The following is a 17,386-nucleotide window of genomic DNA, read 5'->3' as shown; positions in this document are numbered from 1 at the left end:
AGGGTGGACGGCATGACGATGAGGGCCGACCTGACCCGCTCGCTGATCCTCGACGCCGCGGTCACCTGCCTGCTGCGCGACGGATACGCCCGGACCAGCACCATCTCGATCCAGGCCGAGGCGGGCATGTCCCGCGGCCGGATGCTGCACCAGTTCCGGTCCAAGGAGGAGCTGCTGGTCGCGGCGGCCCACCACATCTTCGCGACGCAGCTCGACCGGCCGGTCCCGCCGGTGCTCAGCGAGCGGATCGCCGAGGCGAGCGGGCCCGGCGAGCGGATCGCCGTGGTGGTCGACGTGCTCTGGCAGACGTTCCAGGAGGCGAGTTTCTGGGCGGCGACCGAGCTGTGGGTGGCGGCCCGCACCGAGCCGGCCCTGGCCGACGCCATCCGCCCGGCGGAGAAGCGCCTGGGCCGGGCCATCTGGCAGCGGATGGACCACCTCTTCGGCCCCGAGCTGGTGGCCCGGCCGCTCTACCTGCCGATCCGGCCGGTGCTCTTCACCAGCATGCGGGGCACCGCGCTGAGCTACGCGTTCGACGCGCGCGACCCGATGTCCGAGCCGCTGCTGGAGCACTGGAAGGAGATCACCAGGCACGCGCTCCTCGGACCCTGAAACAGACAGCCTTGACTGTTTCAGGGCCGAGGGACCAGACTCGGGAGATCCGGACTTCGAAGGAGATCTCTGTGAGACTGACCCAGCAGGACGTCGCCCTCGTCACCGGAGGCGCCTCCGGTCTCGGGCTCGCCACCGCACGGGCGCTGGCCGCCACCGGGGCCGCCGTCGTCATCCTCGATCTGCCCTCCTCCGACGGCAAGGATCTGCCGGGCCTCCACTTCAGCCCCGGCGACGTGACCGGCGAGGAGTCCGTCACCGCCGCGCTCGACCTGGCGGCGGGCCTGGGCCGGCTGCGGGTCGTGGTGAACTGCGCCGGCATCGGCAGCGCCGCGCGGGTGCTCGGCAAGGACGGCCCTTTTCCGTACGACCTGTTCCGCCGCACCGTCGAGGTGAATCTGTTCGGCACGTTCAACGTGATCCGGCTGGCCGCCGTACACATGGCCTCGAATCCGGAGATCGAGGGTGAGCGCGGCGTCATCGTGAACACCGCCTCGGTCGCCGCCTTCGAGGGCCAGATCGGGCAGGCGGCCTACTCCGCGTCCAAGGGCGGCATCGTCGGCATGACCCTCCCGATCGCGCGTGAGCTGGCCTCGAAGCTGATCCGGGTGGTCACCGTCGCGCCCGGCCTGTTCGAGACGCCGCTGCTGGCCGGCCTGCCCGAGGACGCCAAGGCCTCGCTCGGCGCGCAGGTGCCGCATCCGGCCCGGCTCGGCCGGCCCGGGGAGTTCGCCGATCTCGTGACCGCGATCGTGGCGAACCCGATGCTCAACGGCGACACGATCCGGCTCGACGGCGCGATCCGGATGGCGCCGCGATGAGGACGCGATTCACCGAGGCGTTCGGCGTCCGGCACCCCATCGTGCAGGGCGGCATGCAGTGGGTCGGCCGCGCCGAGCTCGCCGCCGCCGTCTCCGAGGCCGGCGGGCTCGGCATGATCACCGCGCTGACCCAGCCAACCCCCGCCGACCTGGCGAGGGAGATCGAGCGGGCGCGCGCGCTCACTTCCCGGCCGTTCGGGGTGAACCTCACCATCCTGCCGGCGATCACCCCGCCGCCCTACGACGAATACCGCCAGGTCATCGTCGACTCCGGCGTGACGATCGTGGAGACCGCGGGGTCCAACCCCGAGCCGCACATGGCGATGTTCAAAGCACACGGCATCAAGATCATTCACAAGTGTACGAGCGTCCGGCACGCTCTCAAGGCCGAGGCGGTCGGGGTGGACGCCGTCAGCATCGACGGCTTCGAGTGCGCGGGCCACCCCGGCGAGGACGACGTCCCGGGCCTCGTCCTCATCCCCGCGGCCACCGCCCGGCTCAGCGTCCCGGTCCTCGCCTCCGGCGGCTTCGCCGACGCCCGCGGGCTGGTCGCGGCCCTGGCGCTCGGCGCCGACGGGGTCAACATGGGCAGCCGGTTCATGTGCACGGTCGAGTCCCCGATCCACGACAAGGTGAAGCAGGCCATCGTCGACGGCGACGAGCGCGGCACCCAGCTGATCTTCCGGCAGCTGCGCAACACGGCCCGGGTCGCCGGCAACGAGGTGAGCCGCTCGGTCGTGGAGATCCTGGAGGGCGGCGGCACCTTCCCGGACATCGCTCCCCTGGTGGCCGGCGTCCGCGGCCGCAGGGTCTTCGAGGACGGCGACCTCGACGCCGGCATCTGGACGGTCGGCATGGTGCAGGGTCTCATCCACGACGTGCCGACCTGCGCCGAGCTGATCGAGCGGATCGTCGCCGAGGCCACCGACCTGATCTCGCAGCGGCTGGCCGCGGCGGTCGCGTCATGACCCCGGACATCCGATGCGACCGCGACGGGCCGGTCCTGCGGATCACCCTCGACCGGCCGCACGTGCTCAACGCCGTGACCGCCGAGGTACTCGACGATCTGACCGAACTGCTCTCCGAAACAGCGGAGGATCCGGGCGTACGGGTCGTCGTGCTCGCCGGTGCGGGCCGGGCCTTCAGTTCCGGCGCCGACCTGACCACGGTGACCGACGCGCCGCCCGCCGCCACCCTGCACGCCGCCAACCAGCTGATCCGCGCGCTGCTGGCCCTCCCCCAGCCGACCGTCGCCGTGGTCCACGGCCCGGCCGCCGGGGTGGGCTGCTCGATCGCCCTCGCCTGCGACCTCGTGCTCGCCTCCACCGACGCGTTCTTCCAGCTCGCCTTCGTGAAGGTGGGCCTCATGCCGGACGGCGGCGCCACCCTGCTGGTGCCGGCGAACGTGGGCCGGGCCCGGGCCATGAGCCTGTCCCTGCTCGGCGACCGGCTGCCCGCCGCCACGGCCGAGGATTGGGGCCTCATCCACCGGGTAGTGGAACCGTCGTCGCTGGCGAACGCCGCCGACGAGCTGATCACCCGGCTGTCCCGGGCGGCGCCCCTGGCGCTCACCGCGGCGAAGCGGGCGGTCAACGCCGCGACGCTGGGCGCGCTGGAGGAGAGCGTGCGGCGGGAGACCGACGGCCAGTCGGCGCTGCTCGGCAGCGAGGACTTCCGGACCGCCCTGGTCGCCTTCCGGGACAAGCGGACGCCGTACTTCACCGGCCGCTGACGCTATCGGGGCGCTATCCCCGCGATGATCGCGGCCGTGACCCTACGCGCAGAGATATTCACTCTGCTCGAAGGGTCGTCAGTGTCTGGGCGTCTGAAATCCCTGGTCAAGTCCCTCGTCATCACATTGACCGCCGGTCTGGCCGTGGCGGTGCTGCCCGGTCAGGCAGCGGTCGCGGCACCGGCCAACCAAGTCACCGACGGCACGTTCGACAGCGGCACCGGCACCTGGTGGACCGGCGGCGACGCCGGCAACCTGCGCACCAGCTCCGGGCAGCTCTGCACCGACGTGGCCGGCGGCTCGTCGGTCAACTACCTGGCCATGCTCGGCCGCGGCGGATTCACCCTCGCGGCGGGCCGGACCTACGCGCTCACCTTCGACATGAGGTCCACCATCGCCTACTCGCCCGTCGTCCGGGTGCAGCAGGAGGCCTCGCCGTTCACCGGCACGCTGGACACCCCGATCCAGGTGGACGCGGGTCTGCGCCGGTACGCGCTGCCGTTCACCTCGTCGCTGGGCCGCAGCGACATCCAGATCGCGTTCCTGCTCGGCGGCCACCCGGACGCCTCGACCGCCTGCATCGACAACGTGCGCCTGGTGGAGACCGACGAGATCGCCAACGGCTCCTTCACCGGCACGATCAACCCGTGGTGGAAGACCCAGGCGAGCACCGCGATCGCGCTGGAGAACAACGCCCTGCGGATCACCACGAGCGCCGGGAAGACGAACCCGTGGGACGACGTGGTCGGCACGACCGGCGTGACGCTGCGGGCCGGTAAGCAGTACGTCGCCTCGTTCACCGCCTCGGCGAGCACGGCCCGCAGCGCCCGGGTGATCGTGCAGACGGCGGCGTCGCCGTACACCTCGCCGCTGGCCCGCGACGTCGCGCTGACGACCAGCCCGCAGCGGTTCTCGTTCCGGTTCACCTCGACGCTCACCACCGAGGCCGGGCAGCTCACGTTCCAGGTCGGTGCCGCGAACACCGCGGTCGTCCGGGTCGACGAGGTGTCGCTGATCGAGCAGCAGGTCACCGCGTTCGACCCGGTGCTGTACTGGAACGGCGTACTGGTCGACGCGTTCCGCAGCCCGGCCGAGGCGGACCGCAACCCGACCCGGCTGTCCCGGGCCGGCGCCATGCTCCAGGTCGCCGTGCACGACGCGCTCGCCTCGGCGACCGGGGTCGGCACGCCGTACACGTCCCGGATCACGATCCCGCAGGACACCGTCGTCGCCAACCCGGAGGCCGCGGCGAACCGGGCGGCGCACGACGTGCTGAAGGCGGTCTTCCCGGCCAAGGACTTCGCCGCGAACCTGACCACGGCGCAGAGCCGCATCCCGAACGGCGCCACCGACGTGGAGAGCCAGCGCGGCTCCTCGGTCGGCGCCCAGGTGGCCGCCGCGGTGATCGCCGGGCGCACCGGTGACGGCTCGGCGAACAACGCCGCCTACACGCCGTCGACCACCGCCGGCGCGTGGCGTCCGACCGTGACCGGCGCGGCGGCCGTCAGCCCGAACTGGGGTCTGGTCGACCCGTTCGTGATGACGTCGGGGGCGCAGTTCCGGCCCGGCCTGCCCGGCGGCTTCACCAGCTACTCGGCGCTGCTGGCCAGCCCGGCCTACGGCGCCCAGGTGAACGAGGTGAAGAAGTTCGGCCGCTACGACGCCCCGCTCGCGGACCGCAGCGCGGAGCAGACCGAGATCGCCTTCTTCTGGGCCAACGACGTGCTGGGCACCTACAAGCCGCCGGGCCAGATGTTCGAGCACACCCGGATCGTGTCGCAGATGCGCGGCCTCGGGATGCTGGAGAACGCCCGGCTGTTCGGGCTGATGAGCCTCGCCCTCGCGGACGCGGCGATCGCCGCCTGGGACGCGAAGTACCAGACCGCGATCGACCTGTGGCGCCCGGAGACGGCGATCCAGCGCGCCGGCGAGGACGGCCGCTCGGAGACGGTGCAGGACACCACCTGGAAGCCGCTCTCGAACGAGAAGGGCGTGCGGTTCTCGCCGTCGTTCCCCGCGTACGTGAGCGGGCACGCCACGTTCGGCGGCGCGTGGGCCGCCGTGATGAAGGGCTACTTCGGCACCGACAGCCTCACCATGAAGCTGACCACCGACGACCCGGACGCGAAGGGCGTGGTCCGCACGTTCACCAGCTTCAGCCAGGCCGCGCTGGAGAACGGGCGGAGCCGGATCTACCTGGGTGTCCACTACCAGTGGGACGCCGACAGCGGGTACGCGACCGGCACCAAGGTCGGCAACCTGGTGATCGCGAACGCGCTGCGTCCCTGATTTCCCACATCCCGTGAGAACGGCCACCCCACACGGGTGGCCGTTCCACTTAGGATGATCTTCGGTGACCACCACATCTACGGGGAGTTGTGGCGTGTTGATGGATGCCTGCATGGAATATCGGCTTCTCGGTCCGGTCGAGATCCGGCACGGCGGCGTCCCGGTGCGGATCACCGCGGCCCGGCAGCGGGCGGTGCTCGCCACCCTGCTCTTCCAGACCGGCCGGGTCGTCCCGGTCGGCGCCCTCGTCGACCTGCTGTGGGGTGAGCGCCCACCGGCGAGCGCGATCCTCACGGTGCGCAACTACGTCTCCCGGCTCCGCGCCATCCTGCCCGAGCCGGTGCTCCGGTCCCAGCACGGCGGATACCTGATCGAGGCGGCCACCGACCTGAGCGAGTTCGAGCGGCTGGTGGCGCTGGCGCACCACGCCCGACCGGCGCACGCCGTGACCCTGCTCGACCAGGCGCTCGCCCTGTGGCGCGGGCCGGCGCTCGCCGACCTCGGCGACGTGCCGCTGCGCGACATCGAGGCGCCCCGCCTCGAGGAGATGCGGCTCGCCGCGGTCGAGACCCGGGTGGAGGCGCTGATCCGGCTCGGCGAGGGCGGGCGCCTCGTGCCGGAACTGCTGCGGCTGGTGGCCCAGCATCCGCTGCGCGAGCGGTTCGCCGAACAGCTCATGGAGGCGCTGGACGCCTGCGACCGGCGCTCCGAGGCGCTCGACGTCTATCGGCGGACCCGGCACCGGCTCGTCCGCGACCTCGCCGTGGAACCGGGAATCCGGCTCCGCCAGATCCACCGGCGGCTGCTGCGCGACTCGGTCGGCGCCTGACCACTCACCTTCATCGACGGGACATCATGATTCGCAGACTGCTCACCCGCCCGGTCACCTGGATCGTCGTCGCGGTGCTCGGCGCCGGGGCGCTCTACTGGTTCCAGCCGTGGCGGCTGTTCACCGACCGGACCGTCACCGAGTCCCTGACCGTCGTCGCCTCCGCGCCGCCCGCCGCGCCCTCGGCCGCCGCCCCCTCGGCCGCCGCACCTGCTTCGTCCGAGCCGCCGGTCGCGGCCGTGGTGGCGGAGGGCTCCTTCGTCACGCACGAGCACGACACCGCCGGCACCGCCCGGGTGATCCGCAACGCCGACGGCAGCCACCAGCTCGAACTGGCCGGCCTCGACACCAGCGACGGCCCCGATCTGCGGGTCTGGCTGTCCGACCAGGCCGTCCGCACCGGCTCGGCGGGCTGGCACGTCTTCGACGACGGGGCGTACGCGGAGCTCGGCAAGCTCAAGGGCAACCACGGCGACCAGGTCTATCCGATCCCGGCCGGCGTCGACCCGGCCGACTTCCGCAGCGTCAGCATCTGGTGCAAGCGCTTCGCCGTCTCCTTCGGCGCCGCGGCCCTCGAGACCACCTAGGTCCTAGCCCGGGAGGCGCAGCAGGGCCCAGACGGTCTTGCCGCCGTCGTCGACGCGGTGGCCCCAGGAGTCGCTGAACGCCTGGACCAGGTGGAGTCCGCGACCGGCGGCCCCCGCGGCGGCGGCATCGGGGAGGCGCAGCTCCGGCGGGGTGGTGCTGCCGTCGCGGACTCCGACGTACAGAAAACGCTCCTGATCCATCGCGATCCGCATGGTCATCATCGTGTGCGCGTGGTCGACGACGTTGCCGACCAGCTCGGCGGCGATCAGCGAGGCCGGGCCGATCAGCGCGCCGAGGTCGTGGCGGGCACAGAAGTCGGTGACGAGCCCCCGGGCGTGGCGGGCCGCGCCGGGCAGCGGGGGCAGTTCCTCGACCAGGGCCGGCGCCGGCGCGTGTTCCCTCTGCCGGACGACGTCCATCCGGATGACCGGGCGGCCGGACCGGCGCTGTTCCACGCGCGCGCGCTGGGCTGCCGCGGCCTGCCCGGCGTCGGCGGCGCGCCGGCAGAGTTCGGCCGCGGCGATCCGCAGGAGGCGGGCTCTGCCGGCGACCGCCTCGTGTCGTACCGCTTTCGCTTGCACGGCATCAGTCTACCCCGAATCGACGCAGTAATCGACGCAACCTTCTTGCCCGCCCATATGGACGACTCGTTCATTTCGTGGTTATATGAACGTGTCGTTCATATGAGAGCAGCGGAGGAGATCCTCATGACCAGCACTCGCGTCGCCCTCGTCACCGGCGGCTCCGGCGGCATCGGCCGGGCCGTGGCCGAGCGCCTGTCCCGCGACGGATTCGCCGTCGCGGTGCACTACGCCGGCAACGCCGCCCGCGCCGACGAGGTCGTGAAGTCGGTGACCGGGTCGGGTGGGCAGGCGATCGCGGTGGGCGGCGACGTCGCCGACGAGCAGGCCATGGCGGCGGCCTTCGACGCCACCGAGGCCGCGTTCGGGGGGATCGACGTCGTGGTGAACACGGCCGGCATCATGCTGCTGTCCCCCATCGCCACGCTCGACCTCGACGACCTGGACCGGATGCACCGCACCAACATCCGCGGCACCTTCGTCGTCTCCCGGCTCGCCGCGAACCGGGTCCGGGCCGGCGGCGCCATCGTCAACTTCTCGACCAGCGTCACCCGGACCAGATTCCCCACCTACGGCGCCTACGTCGCGAGCAAGGCCGCCGTCGAGGCGATGACCCTGGTCCTCGCGCGGGAGCTGCGGGGCAGGGACATCACCGTGAACGCGGTCGCGCCCGGGCCGACCGCCACCCCGCTCTTCCTCGACGGCAAGGACGAGGCGACCGTCGCGAACCTGGCCAAGGCCGCGCCGCTGGAGCGCCTCGGCGAGCCCGGGGACATCGCCGAGACGGTCGCCTTCCTCGCCGGGCCGGCCCGCTGGGTCAACGGCCAGGTGCTCTTCACGAACGGGGGCCTCGCATGATCGCGGAGCCCGGGGAGACCGCCCGCCGCGGCCGTGGCCGCCGGCCGATCGACGAGGTGCGCGCCGACGTGCTGCGCGCGACCGGGGACATCGTGCTCGCCGAGGGCATCGCGCGGCTGACCTTCGAGAGGGTCGCGAAGGCCGCGGGCGTCAGCAAGACCACGATCTACAAGCTGTGGCCGTCCCCGGGCGCGCTGGCGATGGACGCCTACTTCCACGCCGTCGCCGGCACCCTCGCCTTCGACGACACCGGCGACGTCCGCGCCGACCTGCTCGCCCAGCTGCACAGCTTCGCCGCGGTGATGCGCACGCCGGGCGGCCGGGCGGTGCTCCAGCTCATCGGCGCCGCGCAGACCGACGCCGACCTCGCGGCGTCGTACCGGGCGCTCTACTCGACGGGCCGGCGCGCGCTCGCCTGCGAGCGCCTCACCCGCGCCCAGGAGCGCGGCCAGATCCGCCCGGAGGTCGACGTCCGGGTGCTCGTCGACCAGCTCTGGGGCGCGATCTACCACCGGCTGCTGGTCCCCGACGAGCCGGTCGACGACGCGTTCATCGACGCCCTCGTCACCAATCTCTTCGACGGAATCAGCGTTCCGAAAACTGTTATCTGAACGGCCGCCACCTGGTCGCGATATCGAGAGTTTCGGAAAAAATATGTCGTTGACTTTCGCACTGACGGAGCATTTTCGAGCCATTTGAGCTGGGATAACGCTGATTCAACTTCCGCCGGGATACCGGAATATCTTGTTTCGAAGATGTTTCCGTGCCAGCATTCGGCATCGAATCGCGTCACTCCCGAGAAGGGAATCTCCCGTGACTGGCACATCCCCGATCCCCACCACCGGCATCCCCCGCCGGCGGTCGCTCCCAGCACGGCTGCTGACCGTCGCGGCCGTCGCCGCCGTCGGGGCGTTCGGCGCCCTGACGGCGATGCCCGAGGCCGACGCCGCGGCGAGCACGCTGGGCGCCGCGGCACAGCAGTCCGGCCGCTACTTCGGCACGGCGATCGCCGCGAGCCGGCTCGGCAACGCCACCTACACGTCCATCGCCGGGCGCGAGTTCGACATGGTGACCGCCGAGAACGAGATGAAGCCGGACGCCACGCAGCCCCAGCGCGGCCAGTTCAACTTCAGCGCCGGTGACCAGATCTACAACTGGGCCACCCAGCGCGGCATGAAGGTCCGCGGCCACACCCTCGCGTGGCACGCGCAGCAGCCCGGCTGGATGCAGAGCCTCAGCGGCGGCAGCCTGCGCCAGGCCATGATCGATCACATCAACGGCGTGATGGCCCACTACCGGGGCAAGCTGCACTCCTGGGACGTGGTGAACGAGGCGTTCAACGAGGACGGCAGCCGCCGGTCGTCGAACCTGCAGGGCACCGGCAACGACTGGATCGAGGTGGCGTTCCGCACCGCCCGCGCCGCCGACCCGTCGACCCGGCTCTGCTACAACGACTACAACATCGAGAACTGGTCCTACGGCAAGACGCAGGGCGTCTACCGCATGATCCAGGACTTCAAGGCCCGCGGCGTGCCGATCGACTGCGTGGGCCTGCAGACGCACTTCACCGGCGGCAGCTCGCTGCCCGGAAACTTCCAGACGACACTGTCCAGCTTCGCGGCCCTGGGTGTGGACGTACTGCTCACCGAGGTCGACGTCACCAACGCCTCGACCAGCCAGTACGCCGGGCTGACCCAGGCCTGCCTCAACGTGCCGCGGTGCATCGGCATCACGGTGTGGGGCGTGCGCGACAGCGACTCGTGGCGGGCCAGCGAGAACCCGCTGCTGTTCGACGGCAACGGCAACAAGAAGGCCGCCTACACGTCGGTGCTCAACGCCCTCAACGGCGCCGGACCGAACCCGTCGCCGAGCGGCAGCTCCACCCCGCCGCCCGCCGGGTCGGGCCGGATCGTCGGCGCCCAGTCCGGCCGGTGCGTCGACGTGCCGAACGCGACGCAGAACAACGGCACGCGGGTGCAGCTCTACGACTGCAACGGGCAGGCCAACCAGCAGTGGACGCTCACCTCGAGCAGGCAGCTGACCGTGTACGGCACGCGGTGCCTGGACGCGGCCGGCTCCGGCAACGGCGCGGCCGTGCAGATCTACGCCTGCAACGGCCAGGCCAACCAGCAGTGGAACGTGAACGCCAACGGCACCATCACCGGCGTCCAGTCCGGTCGCTGCCTCGACGTGTGGGGCACCGGCAACGGCCAGCAGGTGCAGATCTACGACTGCAACGGGCAGGCCAACCAGCGGTTCGCGCTCGCCTCGTAGAGCCGGGGGTGCGGGGCGGCGTCGACCCGCCCCGCACCCCTTCACCGCACCTTCCTCAGAGCGCGCCGCTCACGGTGACGAACGAGTGGGCCGGCAGGTGCACCCGCAGCGTGCCGCCGGCCAGCGACACCCCGTCGTACGGGCGCGGCGCCACCACCGACGGCGACCGCGGCGTGTTGTGGTCCTGGAGCGCCCCGGACGTCAGGATCAGCGCCTCGGCGCCGGCCACCGCGCCGCCCCGCAGGTCGATCTCCACGTCGGCGGGCTCCGTGGCGTCGAGGTTGGACAGCGAGACGAGCAGCCGGCCGTCCCTGCGGCTGGCCGACATCGAGACGGTGGTCAGCGTCGCGTCGCCGACCGGCCGGGACGGCGGCGCGCTCCGCAGGTCGACCCGGAGCGCGGTGGCGTCCTGGTGGCCCCGGTTCATCGCGAAGACGTGGTAGGTCGGGGTCAGCACCATGGCCTCCGAGTCCGGATCGGTGAGGATCATGGCCTGGAGCACGTTGACGGTCTGCGCGATGTTGGCCATCACGAGACGGCCGGCATGCCGGTGAAAGACGTCGAAGTGCACGCTCGCCACCAGGGCGTCGCGCAGGGTGTTCTGCTGGTACAGGAAGCCCGGGTCGGTGCCCGGCTCGACGTCGAACCAGGTGCCCCACTCGTCCAGGACCAGCCCGACGCTGCGGCCCGGGTCGTAGCAGTCCATCACCGCGGCGTGCCCGGCGATCAGCTCCTCGACGCGGGCGGCCGCCACCATCGTGGCGTAGTAGTCGCCGGTGTCGAAGACCGTGGCCGAGCCCTTCTCGTCCCAGCTCGGGCCGGTGACCGTGTAGTAGTGCAGGGACAGCGCGTGGTACATCGTGCTGGTCACGCGCCGGCAGCCGAGATGGGCGAGCTGCTTCATCAGCGTCTCGGTCCACGCGTAGTCGCCGGCGTTCGCCCCGGCGGCGATCTTGTAGAGCCGGTTGTCGCCGTGGTCGCGGCAGTAGGTGCCGTAGCGGCGGGCCTCGTACGCGTACTGCTCGGCGGTCATCGCGCCGCCGCAGCCCCACGCCTCGTTGCCGAGACCCCAGAACCGCACCCGCCACGGCTCGTCGCGGCCGTTGGCCCGGCGCAGCCTCGCCATCGGCGAGTCGCCGTCGCGGGTCAGGTACTCGACCCACTCGCTCATCTCCCGGACGGTCCCGGAGCCGACGTTGCCGCTGATGTAGGGCTCGGCGCCGAGGAGCTCGCAGAGCGCCATGAACTCGTGCGTGCCGAAGTGGTTGTTCTCCTCGACCCCGCCCCAGTGGGTGTTCACCATGGCGGGCCGCGACGCGCGGGGCCCGATGCCGTCGCGCCAGTGGTACTCGTCCGCGAAGCAGCCGCCCGGCCAGCGCAGATTGGGGATGTCCAGGGCGCGCAGGGCGTCGACGACGTCCAGGCGGATGCCGCCCTCGTTCGGGATGCCCGAATCCTCGCCGACGTAGAAGCCGCCGTAGACGCAGCGGCCCAGATGCTCGGCGAAGTGCCCGTAGAGGTGCCGGCTGATGCGCGGCCCGCCGAGGTCGAGGTTGATGACGGCTTCGATGGTCATGTGGTGCCTTTCCGGGGAGCTGCCCGAAACTTTCGGAGCCAGGTCCACCCCTGCTGATTTCGAACGTGTTGCCATCCTGGCGTACGACACCTTGACATGTCCATGAAACGGTCCCTAACTTGAGCGGCATCTTCCGGATCTATTCCGAAACTTTCGACACCGAGAGGTGGGCATCACATGTCGCCGAGAAGAACCCTCGCCCTGGCCACCGCGGCAGCGCTGGCGGTCACGGGTCTGTCCGCCTGCAGCGGCGGAGACGACGACGGCGGCTCGGGTGGCAACGTCGAGATGCAGCTCTGGCACAACGCCTCGACCGGGCCCGGCGCGGCCTTCTGGGAGTCCACCGTCGCCGCCTACCAGACCGCCCATCCGAACGTGAAGATCAAGATTCAGCAGGTCCAGAACGAGGACCTGGACGGCAAGCTACAGACCGCGCTCAACTCCGGCTCGGCGCCGGACCTCTTCCTGCAGCGGGGCGGCGGCAAGATGGCCGCGATGGTGGAGGCCGGCCAGCTCAAGGACATCACCGCCGACATCACGGCCGAGACGAAGGCCGCCGTCGGCGAGGCCGCTCTCCGCACCGGACAGGTGGACGGCAAGGCGTACTCCGTACCCGTCTCGATCCTGCCCGGGGGTTTCTGGTACTCCAAGGACCTCTTCCAGAAGGCGGGTGTCACCACGCCGCCGGCCACGCTGGACGACCTCAACCAGGCGGTGACGAAGCTCAAGGCCAACGGCACCCCGGTGGCCCTCGGCGCCAAGGACGCGTGGCCGGCCGCGCACTGGTACTACTTCTTCGCGCTGCGCGCCTGCTCCCAGGCCTCGCTCGAGGCGGCCGCGCAGAGCAAGGACTTCTCCGACGCCTGCTGGACCAAGGCCGGTGAGGACCTCAAGGCGTTCGCCGACACCAAGCCGTTCAACGACGGCTTCCTGACCACCTCGGCGCAGCAGGGCGCGGGCAGCTCGGCCGGCCTGGTCGCCAACTACAAGGCGAGCATGGAACTGATGGGCGCCTGGGACCCGGGTGTCATCGCGTCGCTGACCAAGGACGCCAAGCCGATGCCGGACCTCGGCTACTTCCCGTTCCCCTCGGTCCCGGGTGGCCAGGGCGACCCGGCCGCGATCATGGGCGGCGCGGACGGCTACTCGTGCTCGGTCGACGCGCCGAAGGAGTGCACCGACTTCCTCAACTACCTGCTCACCAAGGACGTGCAGGAGGCGTACTACAAGGCCTACAACGCGCTGCCGGTCAACAAGGAGGCGCAGGGCGCGGTCACCGAGGACTACCTCAAGGCCGTGCTGGACGCCTACAACAAGGCGCCCTACGTCTCGCAGTGGCTCGACACCGTCTACGGCCAGAACGTCGGCAACGCCCTCAACGTCGGCGTGGTCAACCTGCTCGCCGGCAAGGGTGACGTCGCCGGGATCATCCAGGCCGTGAACGACGCGGCCAAGAAGGGCTGACAGTGACGGTCACCGAGGTGCGGGCCGGGGGTGGCGTGCAGGCGCCGCCACCGGTCCGCCCCCGCCGGCGCGGGATCGGCTGGGCTCAGCGTCTGGAGATCGCGGTGCTGTCCGGCCCGGCGATCCTGGTCTTCATCGGCTTCGTGATCGTCCCGGTCGTGCTCGCCGCCTACTACGGCTTCTACCGGTGGAAGGGTTACGGGCCGCCGACCGACTTCGTCGGGCTCGACAACTACGTCACCATCCTGCAGGACACCGCCTTCCACGAGGCGCTCATGCACAACGGCCAGATCGTGGTGCTGTCGCTGGTCCTGCAGGGCCCGATCGCGCTCGGCCTGGCGCTGCTGCTCAACCAGCGGATGCGCGGGCAGTCGCTGATCCGGGTGCTGATCTTCGTGCCGTACGTGATCTCCGAGGTCATCGTCGGGACGGCCTGGGCCCTGCTGCTGCAGACCGACGGGGCGGTCAACGACGTCCTGCGCTCGATCGGCCTCGGCGGCCTGGCCCAGGACTGGCTGGCGAACCCGCGGCTCGCCATCTGGACCCTGATGCTGGTTCTGACCTGGAAGTACATCGGGTTCGCGGTGATCCTGTTCCTGGCCGGGATGCAGAACATCCCGGAGGAGCTGAGCGAGGCGGCCGCGATGGACGGCGCCACCTACTGGCAGACCCAGTGGCGGATCACGCTGCCGCTGCTCGGGCCGACCATCCGGATCTGGGCGTTCCTGTCGATCATCGGCGCGCTGCAACTGTTCGACCTGGTCTACATCATCTGGGGCCAGTACGTCGCGTCCACCGCCGGCACCTCGACCATGGCGACCTACATGGTCGTCGAGGGCCGCAACGCCGCCAACTACGGGTACGGCAACGCCGTCGCCGTCGTGCTCTTCACCATCTCCATGATGATCGCGCTCGTGTACCAGCGGTTCGTGCTGCGCCGCGACAGTGAGGGACACGCATGAAGCACTCCCGCTATTTCGCCGCCCTCGCCCTGATCGGCCTCATGCTCGGCCCGGTCGTCTACATCATCGTCGGCGGGTTCCGGACCAACTCGCAGATCACCACCGACCCGGCCGGCCTGCCCGACCCGTGGGTGTTCGAGAACTACACCGGCGTGCTGACCGGCGACGTCTTCTGGCGCCAGGTCGGCAACTCGACGATCGCGGCGGTCGCCACCACGGCCGGCGTCGTCGTGCTCGGCGTGATGGCCAGCTACGTGCTGGCCCGCTACCGGTTCCGCGGGCGCGGAGCGATGTACGCCCTGTTCGCCGCCGGCCTGATGTTCCCGGCCACGGTCGCGATCACCCCGCTCTACATCCTGATCAAGAACCTCGGCCTGGTGAACACGCTGCCCGGCGTCATCCTGCCGCAGATCGCGTTCGGGCTGCCCACCACGATCATCATCCTGGTGCCGTTCCTCCGGGCGATCCCGCGCGAGATCGAGGAGGCCGCCGCCATCGACCGGTGCAGCCGGCTCGGCTTCTTCTGGCGGATGGTGCTCCCGCTGTCGGTCCCGGGTCTGATCACCGTCGGCATCCTCGCGTTCGTGAACAGCTGGAACAGCTACCTGTTGCCGCTGTTCATCCTCAACGACCAGGATGGATTCACGCTGCCGCTGGGGGTGCAGGCGTTCGCCTCGCAATACTCGGTGGACACCGCGAAGGTGCTCGCCTTCACCTCGTTGTCGATGATCCCGGCGCTGGTGTTCTTCAGCCTCTTCGAACGTCGCATCGTCGGCGGCCTCACCGGCGCCGTCAAAGGATAGAAAGGCCTCACGACATGACATCGCTGCTGCACGTGGCGACCACCGGCAACGACGATGCCGACGGCTCGCCGGAGCGGCCGTTCCGGACCATCAACCGGGCCGCCGCGATCGCCCGCCCCGGCGACACCGTGATCGTCCACGCCGGCGAGTACCGCGAGTGGGTCACCCCCCGGCGGGGCGGTCTCAGCGACAACCGCCGCATCACCTACCGGGCCGCCGAGGGTGAGCACGTCGTCATCAAGGGCTCCGAGCGGGTCACCGGCTGGCAGCCGGACGGCGGCACGGTGTGGAAGGCGACCGTCGCCAACACCCTGTTCGGCGACTTCAACCCGTTCGCCGAGGAACTCGCCGGGGACTGGGTCGTCCGCGGCAAGCACCTCGGCGACGTCTACCTCAACGGCCTCAGCTTCTACGAGGCCGCCTCGCGCGCCGAGGTGTCCGACCCGGAGAAGCGCACCGAGGTGATCGACGACTGGACCGGCGTCACCGACCGGATCCGCGAGCCGGAGCGGACGCTGCTGGTCTGGTACGCCGAGGTGGGCGCCGCGGAGACCACGATCTGGGCCAACTTCCAGGGCGCCGACCCGAACGTGGAGCTTGTCGAGATCAACGTACGCAGGTCGGTGTTCTACCCGCTCGTGCCGCATCTGGACTACATCACCGTGCGCGGCTTCGAGCTCTGCCAGGCGGCCACCCCGTGGACGCCGCCCACCGCCGACCAGCCGGGGCTGATCGGCCCGAACTGGGCCAAGGGCTGGATCATCGAGGACAACGTCATCCACGACGCGAAGACCTCGGCCGTCTCGATCGGCAAGGAGGCGTCGACCGGGCACCACTACGCGACCGAGCGCGGCGACAAGCCCGGTTATCAGTATCAGCTGGAGTCGGTCTTCGCGGCCCGGCAGATCGGCTGGGACCGGGAGCACATCGGCTCGCACGTGATCCGCCGCAACACCATCCACGACTGCGGGCAGAACGGCATCGTCGGCCACCTCGGCTGCGTCTTCTCCACGATCGAGGACAACCACATCTACAACATCGCGCTCAAGCGCGAGTTCTACGGGTACGAGATCGGCGGCATCAAGCTGCACGCGGCGATCGACGTGGAGATCCGGCACAACCGCATCCACGACTGCTCGCTCGGCACCTGGCTGGACTGGCAGACCCAGGGCACCCGGGTCTCCCGCAACATCTACCACGACAACACCCGGGACCTGTTCATCGAGGTCAGCCACGGTCCCTACCTGGTCGAGCACAACATCCTGGCGTCGCCGGCGTCGCTGGAGCTGTGGAGCCAGGGCGGGGCGTTCGTCAACAACCTGATCTGCGGCACCCTGTGGGTCGAGCCGGTGATGGACCGGGCCACCCCCTACCACCGGCCGCACAGCACCCAGGTGGCCGGCTACGCCTTCATCGTGGGCGGCGACGACCGGTGGATCGGCAACCTCTTCGCGGGCGGGGACCCCTCTGTCGCGTACGCGGCCATGCCCGAGGGGACCGCCCCGGCGGTGGCGGGCACCGCCGGCTACGACGCCTATCCCGCGTCGTTCGCCGAGTACCTGAAGCGCATCGACGAGGAGCCGCCGGGAGATCACCAGCGCTTCCTCAATGTCAAGCAGGCCGTGTACGCCCGCAACAACGTCTACGCCGGCGGGGCGCGGGCGTTCGCCGGCGAGCGGGACGCGGTCACCCTGGGCGACGCGTCGGCGTCGATCGTCCAGGACGGCGACGAGGTCTACCTGGTGGCCGACCTCCCGGACGGCTTCGACGCCGCCGCGGTCGTGCCGGTCGGCGGCCGCGACCTGGAGCGGGTCCGGTTCGCCGACGCCGAGTTCGAGGAGCGCGACGGCACGCCGGCCGTCATCGACACCGACCTGACCGGTGTCCGCAAGGCGCCGGCCCGGGCGTACCCGGCGGGGCCGCTCGCCGATCTCACGGCCGGGAGCAGCCGCATCCGGGTGTGGTGAGCCGGGTTATCGATCCGTGACGGTCGATAT

At 70.7% G+C, this 17,386-nt stretch carries 16 protein-coding genes; 14 read left to right on the top strand and 2 right to left on the bottom strand.

The window, feature by feature from the left end:
• Window positions 1-12 precede the first annotated feature (12 nt).
• From AB0G10_RS18270 to AB0G10_RS18240, 7 genes are all read left to right on the top strand, one after another.
• Window positions 13-612: a TetR/AcrR family transcriptional regulator gene (locus AB0G10_RS18270; protein WP_360922447.1), complete on the top strand. Its 600-nt coding sequence runs from the start codon at window positions 13-15 to the stop codon at window positions 610-612.
• A gap of 71 nt (window positions 613-683) precedes the next feature.
• Window positions 684-1,433, top strand: coding sequence for an SDR family NAD(P)-dependent oxidoreductase (locus AB0G10_RS18265; RefSeq protein ID WP_360922444.1), 750 nt, complete (start codon window positions 684-686; stop codon window positions 1,431-1,433).
• Entirely contained in the window at window positions 1,430-2,401 is a 972-nt protein-coding gene (locus AB0G10_RS18260) for a nitronate monooxygenase (RefSeq protein WP_360922442.1), read from the top strand. The genes AB0G10_RS18265 and AB0G10_RS18260 overlap by 4 nt, the downstream gene beginning before the upstream one ends.
• On the top strand, window positions 2,398-3,165 hold the full coding sequence (locus AB0G10_RS18255; RefSeq protein WP_360922439.1) for an enoyl-CoA hydratase: 768 nt from the start codon (window positions 2,398-2,400) through the stop codon (window positions 3,163-3,165). Before AB0G10_RS18260 ends, AB0G10_RS18255 begins: the two co-directional genes overlap by 4 nt.
• A gap of 81 nt (window positions 3,166-3,246) precedes the next feature.
• Window positions 3,247-5,454 (top strand): carbohydrate binding domain-containing protein, encoded by a 2,208-nt coding sequence (locus tag AB0G10_RS18250; protein ID WP_360922436.1) that lies wholly within the window; start codon window positions 3,247-3,249, stop codon window positions 5,452-5,454.
• Window positions 5,455-5,566: 112 nt separating this feature from the next.
• Window positions 5,567-6,283, top strand: a complete 717-nt coding sequence (locus AB0G10_RS18245; protein ID WP_360922434.1) for an AfsR/SARP family transcriptional regulator — start codon at window positions 5,567-5,569, stop codon at window positions 6,281-6,283.
• A 26-nt stretch (window positions 6,284-6,309) separates the two neighbouring features.
• Window positions 6,310-6,870, top strand: a complete 561-nt coding sequence (locus tag AB0G10_RS18240) for a DM13 domain-containing protein (protein WP_360922431.1) — start codon at window positions 6,310-6,312, stop codon at window positions 6,868-6,870.
• 3 nt (window positions 6,871-6,873) lie between these two features.
• Here the strand turns inward: AB0G10_RS18240 and AB0G10_RS18235 are convergent, their stop codons facing one another.
• Entirely contained in the window at window positions 6,874-7,452 is a 579-nt protein-coding gene (locus tag AB0G10_RS18235; RefSeq protein WP_360922429.1) for an ATP-binding protein, read from the bottom strand.
• Between the two features lie 126 nt (window positions 7,453-7,578).
• On the opposite strand from AB0G10_RS18235, the gene AB0G10_RS18230 reads away from it, so the two are divergent.
• The 3 genes from AB0G10_RS18230 (at window position 7,579) to AB0G10_RS18220 (ending at window position 10,584) form a co-directional block, all read left to right on the top strand.
• Window positions 7,579-8,310 carry an SDR family oxidoreductase gene (locus AB0G10_RS18230; RefSeq protein WP_360922426.1) on the top strand — a complete coding sequence of 244 codons (732 nt, stop codon included), beginning with the start codon at window positions 7,579-7,581 and terminating at the stop codon, window positions 8,308-8,310.
• Complete coding sequence (locus tag AB0G10_RS18225; RefSeq protein WP_360922423.1) at window positions 8,307-8,921, top strand: TetR/AcrR family transcriptional regulator C-terminal ligand-binding domain-containing protein; 615 nt, start codon at window positions 8,307-8,309, stop codon at window positions 8,919-8,921. The genes AB0G10_RS18230 and AB0G10_RS18225 overlap by 4 nt, the downstream gene beginning before the upstream one ends.
• A gap of 202 nt (window positions 8,922-9,123) precedes the next feature.
• A complete protein-coding gene (locus AB0G10_RS18220) occupies window positions 9,124-10,584 on the top strand; it encodes an endo-1,4-beta-xylanase (RefSeq protein WP_360922421.1) in 1,461 nt (486 codons plus the stop codon).
• A 55-nt stretch (window positions 10,585-10,639) separates the two neighbouring features.
• On the opposite strand, the gene AB0G10_RS18215 is transcribed toward AB0G10_RS18220, so the two are convergent.
• Entirely contained in the window at window positions 10,640-12,160 is a 1,521-nt protein-coding gene (locus AB0G10_RS18215; RefSeq protein ID WP_360922418.1) for an alpha-L-arabinofuranosidase C-terminal domain-containing protein, read from the bottom strand.
• Between the two features lie 177 nt (window positions 12,161-12,337).
• Between AB0G10_RS18215 and AB0G10_RS18210 the strand changes: the two genes are divergently transcribed.
• Genes AB0G10_RS18210 through AB0G10_RS18195 form a run of 4 tightly spaced genes read left to right on the top strand, consistent with a single transcriptional unit; the run spans window position 12,338 to window position 17,356 of the window.
• The gene (locus AB0G10_RS18210) at window positions 12,338-13,624 is read left to right on the top strand and encodes an extracellular solute-binding protein (protein WP_360922415.1); all 1,287 of its coding nucleotides are present in this window, start codon (window positions 12,338-12,340) and stop codon (window positions 13,622-13,624) included.
• 2 nt (window positions 13,625-13,626) lie between these two features.
• Window positions 13,627-14,586, top strand: a complete 960-nt coding sequence (locus AB0G10_RS18205; RefSeq protein WP_360922412.1) for a sugar ABC transporter permease — start codon at window positions 13,627-13,629, stop codon at window positions 14,584-14,586.
• Window positions 14,583-15,389, top strand: a complete 807-nt coding sequence (locus AB0G10_RS18200) for a carbohydrate ABC transporter permease (RefSeq protein WP_360922409.1) — start codon at window positions 14,583-14,585, stop codon at window positions 15,387-15,389. The genes AB0G10_RS18205 and AB0G10_RS18200 overlap by 4 nt, the downstream gene beginning before the upstream one ends.
• A 14-nt stretch (window positions 15,390-15,403) precedes the next feature.
• Window positions 15,404-17,356 (top strand): right-handed parallel beta-helix repeat-containing protein, encoded by a 1,953-nt coding sequence (locus AB0G10_RS18195; protein WP_360922406.1) that lies wholly within the window; start codon window positions 15,404-15,406, stop codon window positions 17,354-17,356.
• The last annotated feature ends 30 nt before the right edge of the window (window positions 17,357-17,386 follow it).

It is taken from the genome of Actinoplanes sp. NPDC023714 (assembly GCF_040639855.1).
Taxonomy (GTDB): domain Bacteria; phylum Actinomycetota; class Actinomycetes; order Mycobacteriales; family Micromonosporaceae; genus Actinoplanes.
This window is presented reverse-complemented; position numbering and strand designations above follow the sequence as displayed.

Excerpts from the sequence above, each read along its gene's own strand:
- AB0G10_RS18270 (WP_360922447.1), top strand. The coding sequence starts at position 13 with ATGACGATGAGGGCCGACCTGACCCGCTCGCTGATCCTCGACGCCGCG.
- AB0G10_RS18260 (WP_360922442.1), top strand. The coding sequence starts at position 1,430 with ATGAGGACGCGATTCACCGAGGCGTTCGGCGTCCGGCACCCCATCGTG.
- AB0G10_RS18255 (WP_360922439.1), top strand. The coding sequence starts at position 2,398 with ATGACCCCGGACATCCGATGCGACCGCGACGGGCCGGTCCTGCGGATC.
- AB0G10_RS18245 (WP_360922434.1), top strand. The coding sequence starts at position 5,567 with ATGGAATATCGGCTTCTCGGTCCGGTCGAGATCCGGCACGGCGGCGTC.
- AB0G10_RS18240 (WP_360922431.1), top strand. The coding sequence starts at position 6,310 with ATGATTCGCAGACTGCTCACCCGCCCGGTCACCTGGATCGTCGTCGCG.
- AB0G10_RS18230 (WP_360922426.1), top strand. The coding sequence starts at position 7,579 with ATGACCAGCACTCGCGTCGCCCTCGTCACCGGCGGCTCCGGCGGCATC.
- AB0G10_RS18225 (WP_360922423.1), top strand. The coding sequence starts at position 8,307 with ATGATCGCGGAGCCCGGGGAGACCGCCCGCCGCGGCCGTGGCCGCCGG.
- AB0G10_RS18215 (WP_360922418.1), bottom strand. The coding sequence starts at position 12,160 with ATGACCATCGAAGCCGTCATCAACCTCGACCTCGGCGGGCCGCGCATC.
- AB0G10_RS18210 (WP_360922415.1), top strand. The coding sequence starts at position 12,338 with ATGTCGCCGAGAAGAACCCTCGCCCTGGCCACCGCGGCAGCGCTGGCG.
- AB0G10_RS18200 (WP_360922409.1), top strand. The coding sequence starts at position 14,583 with ATGAAGCACTCCCGCTATTTCGCCGCCCTCGCCCTGATCGGCCTCATG.
- AB0G10_RS18195 (WP_360922406.1), top strand. The coding sequence starts at position 15,404 with ATGACATCGCTGCTGCACGTGGCGACCACCGGCAACGACGATGCCGAC.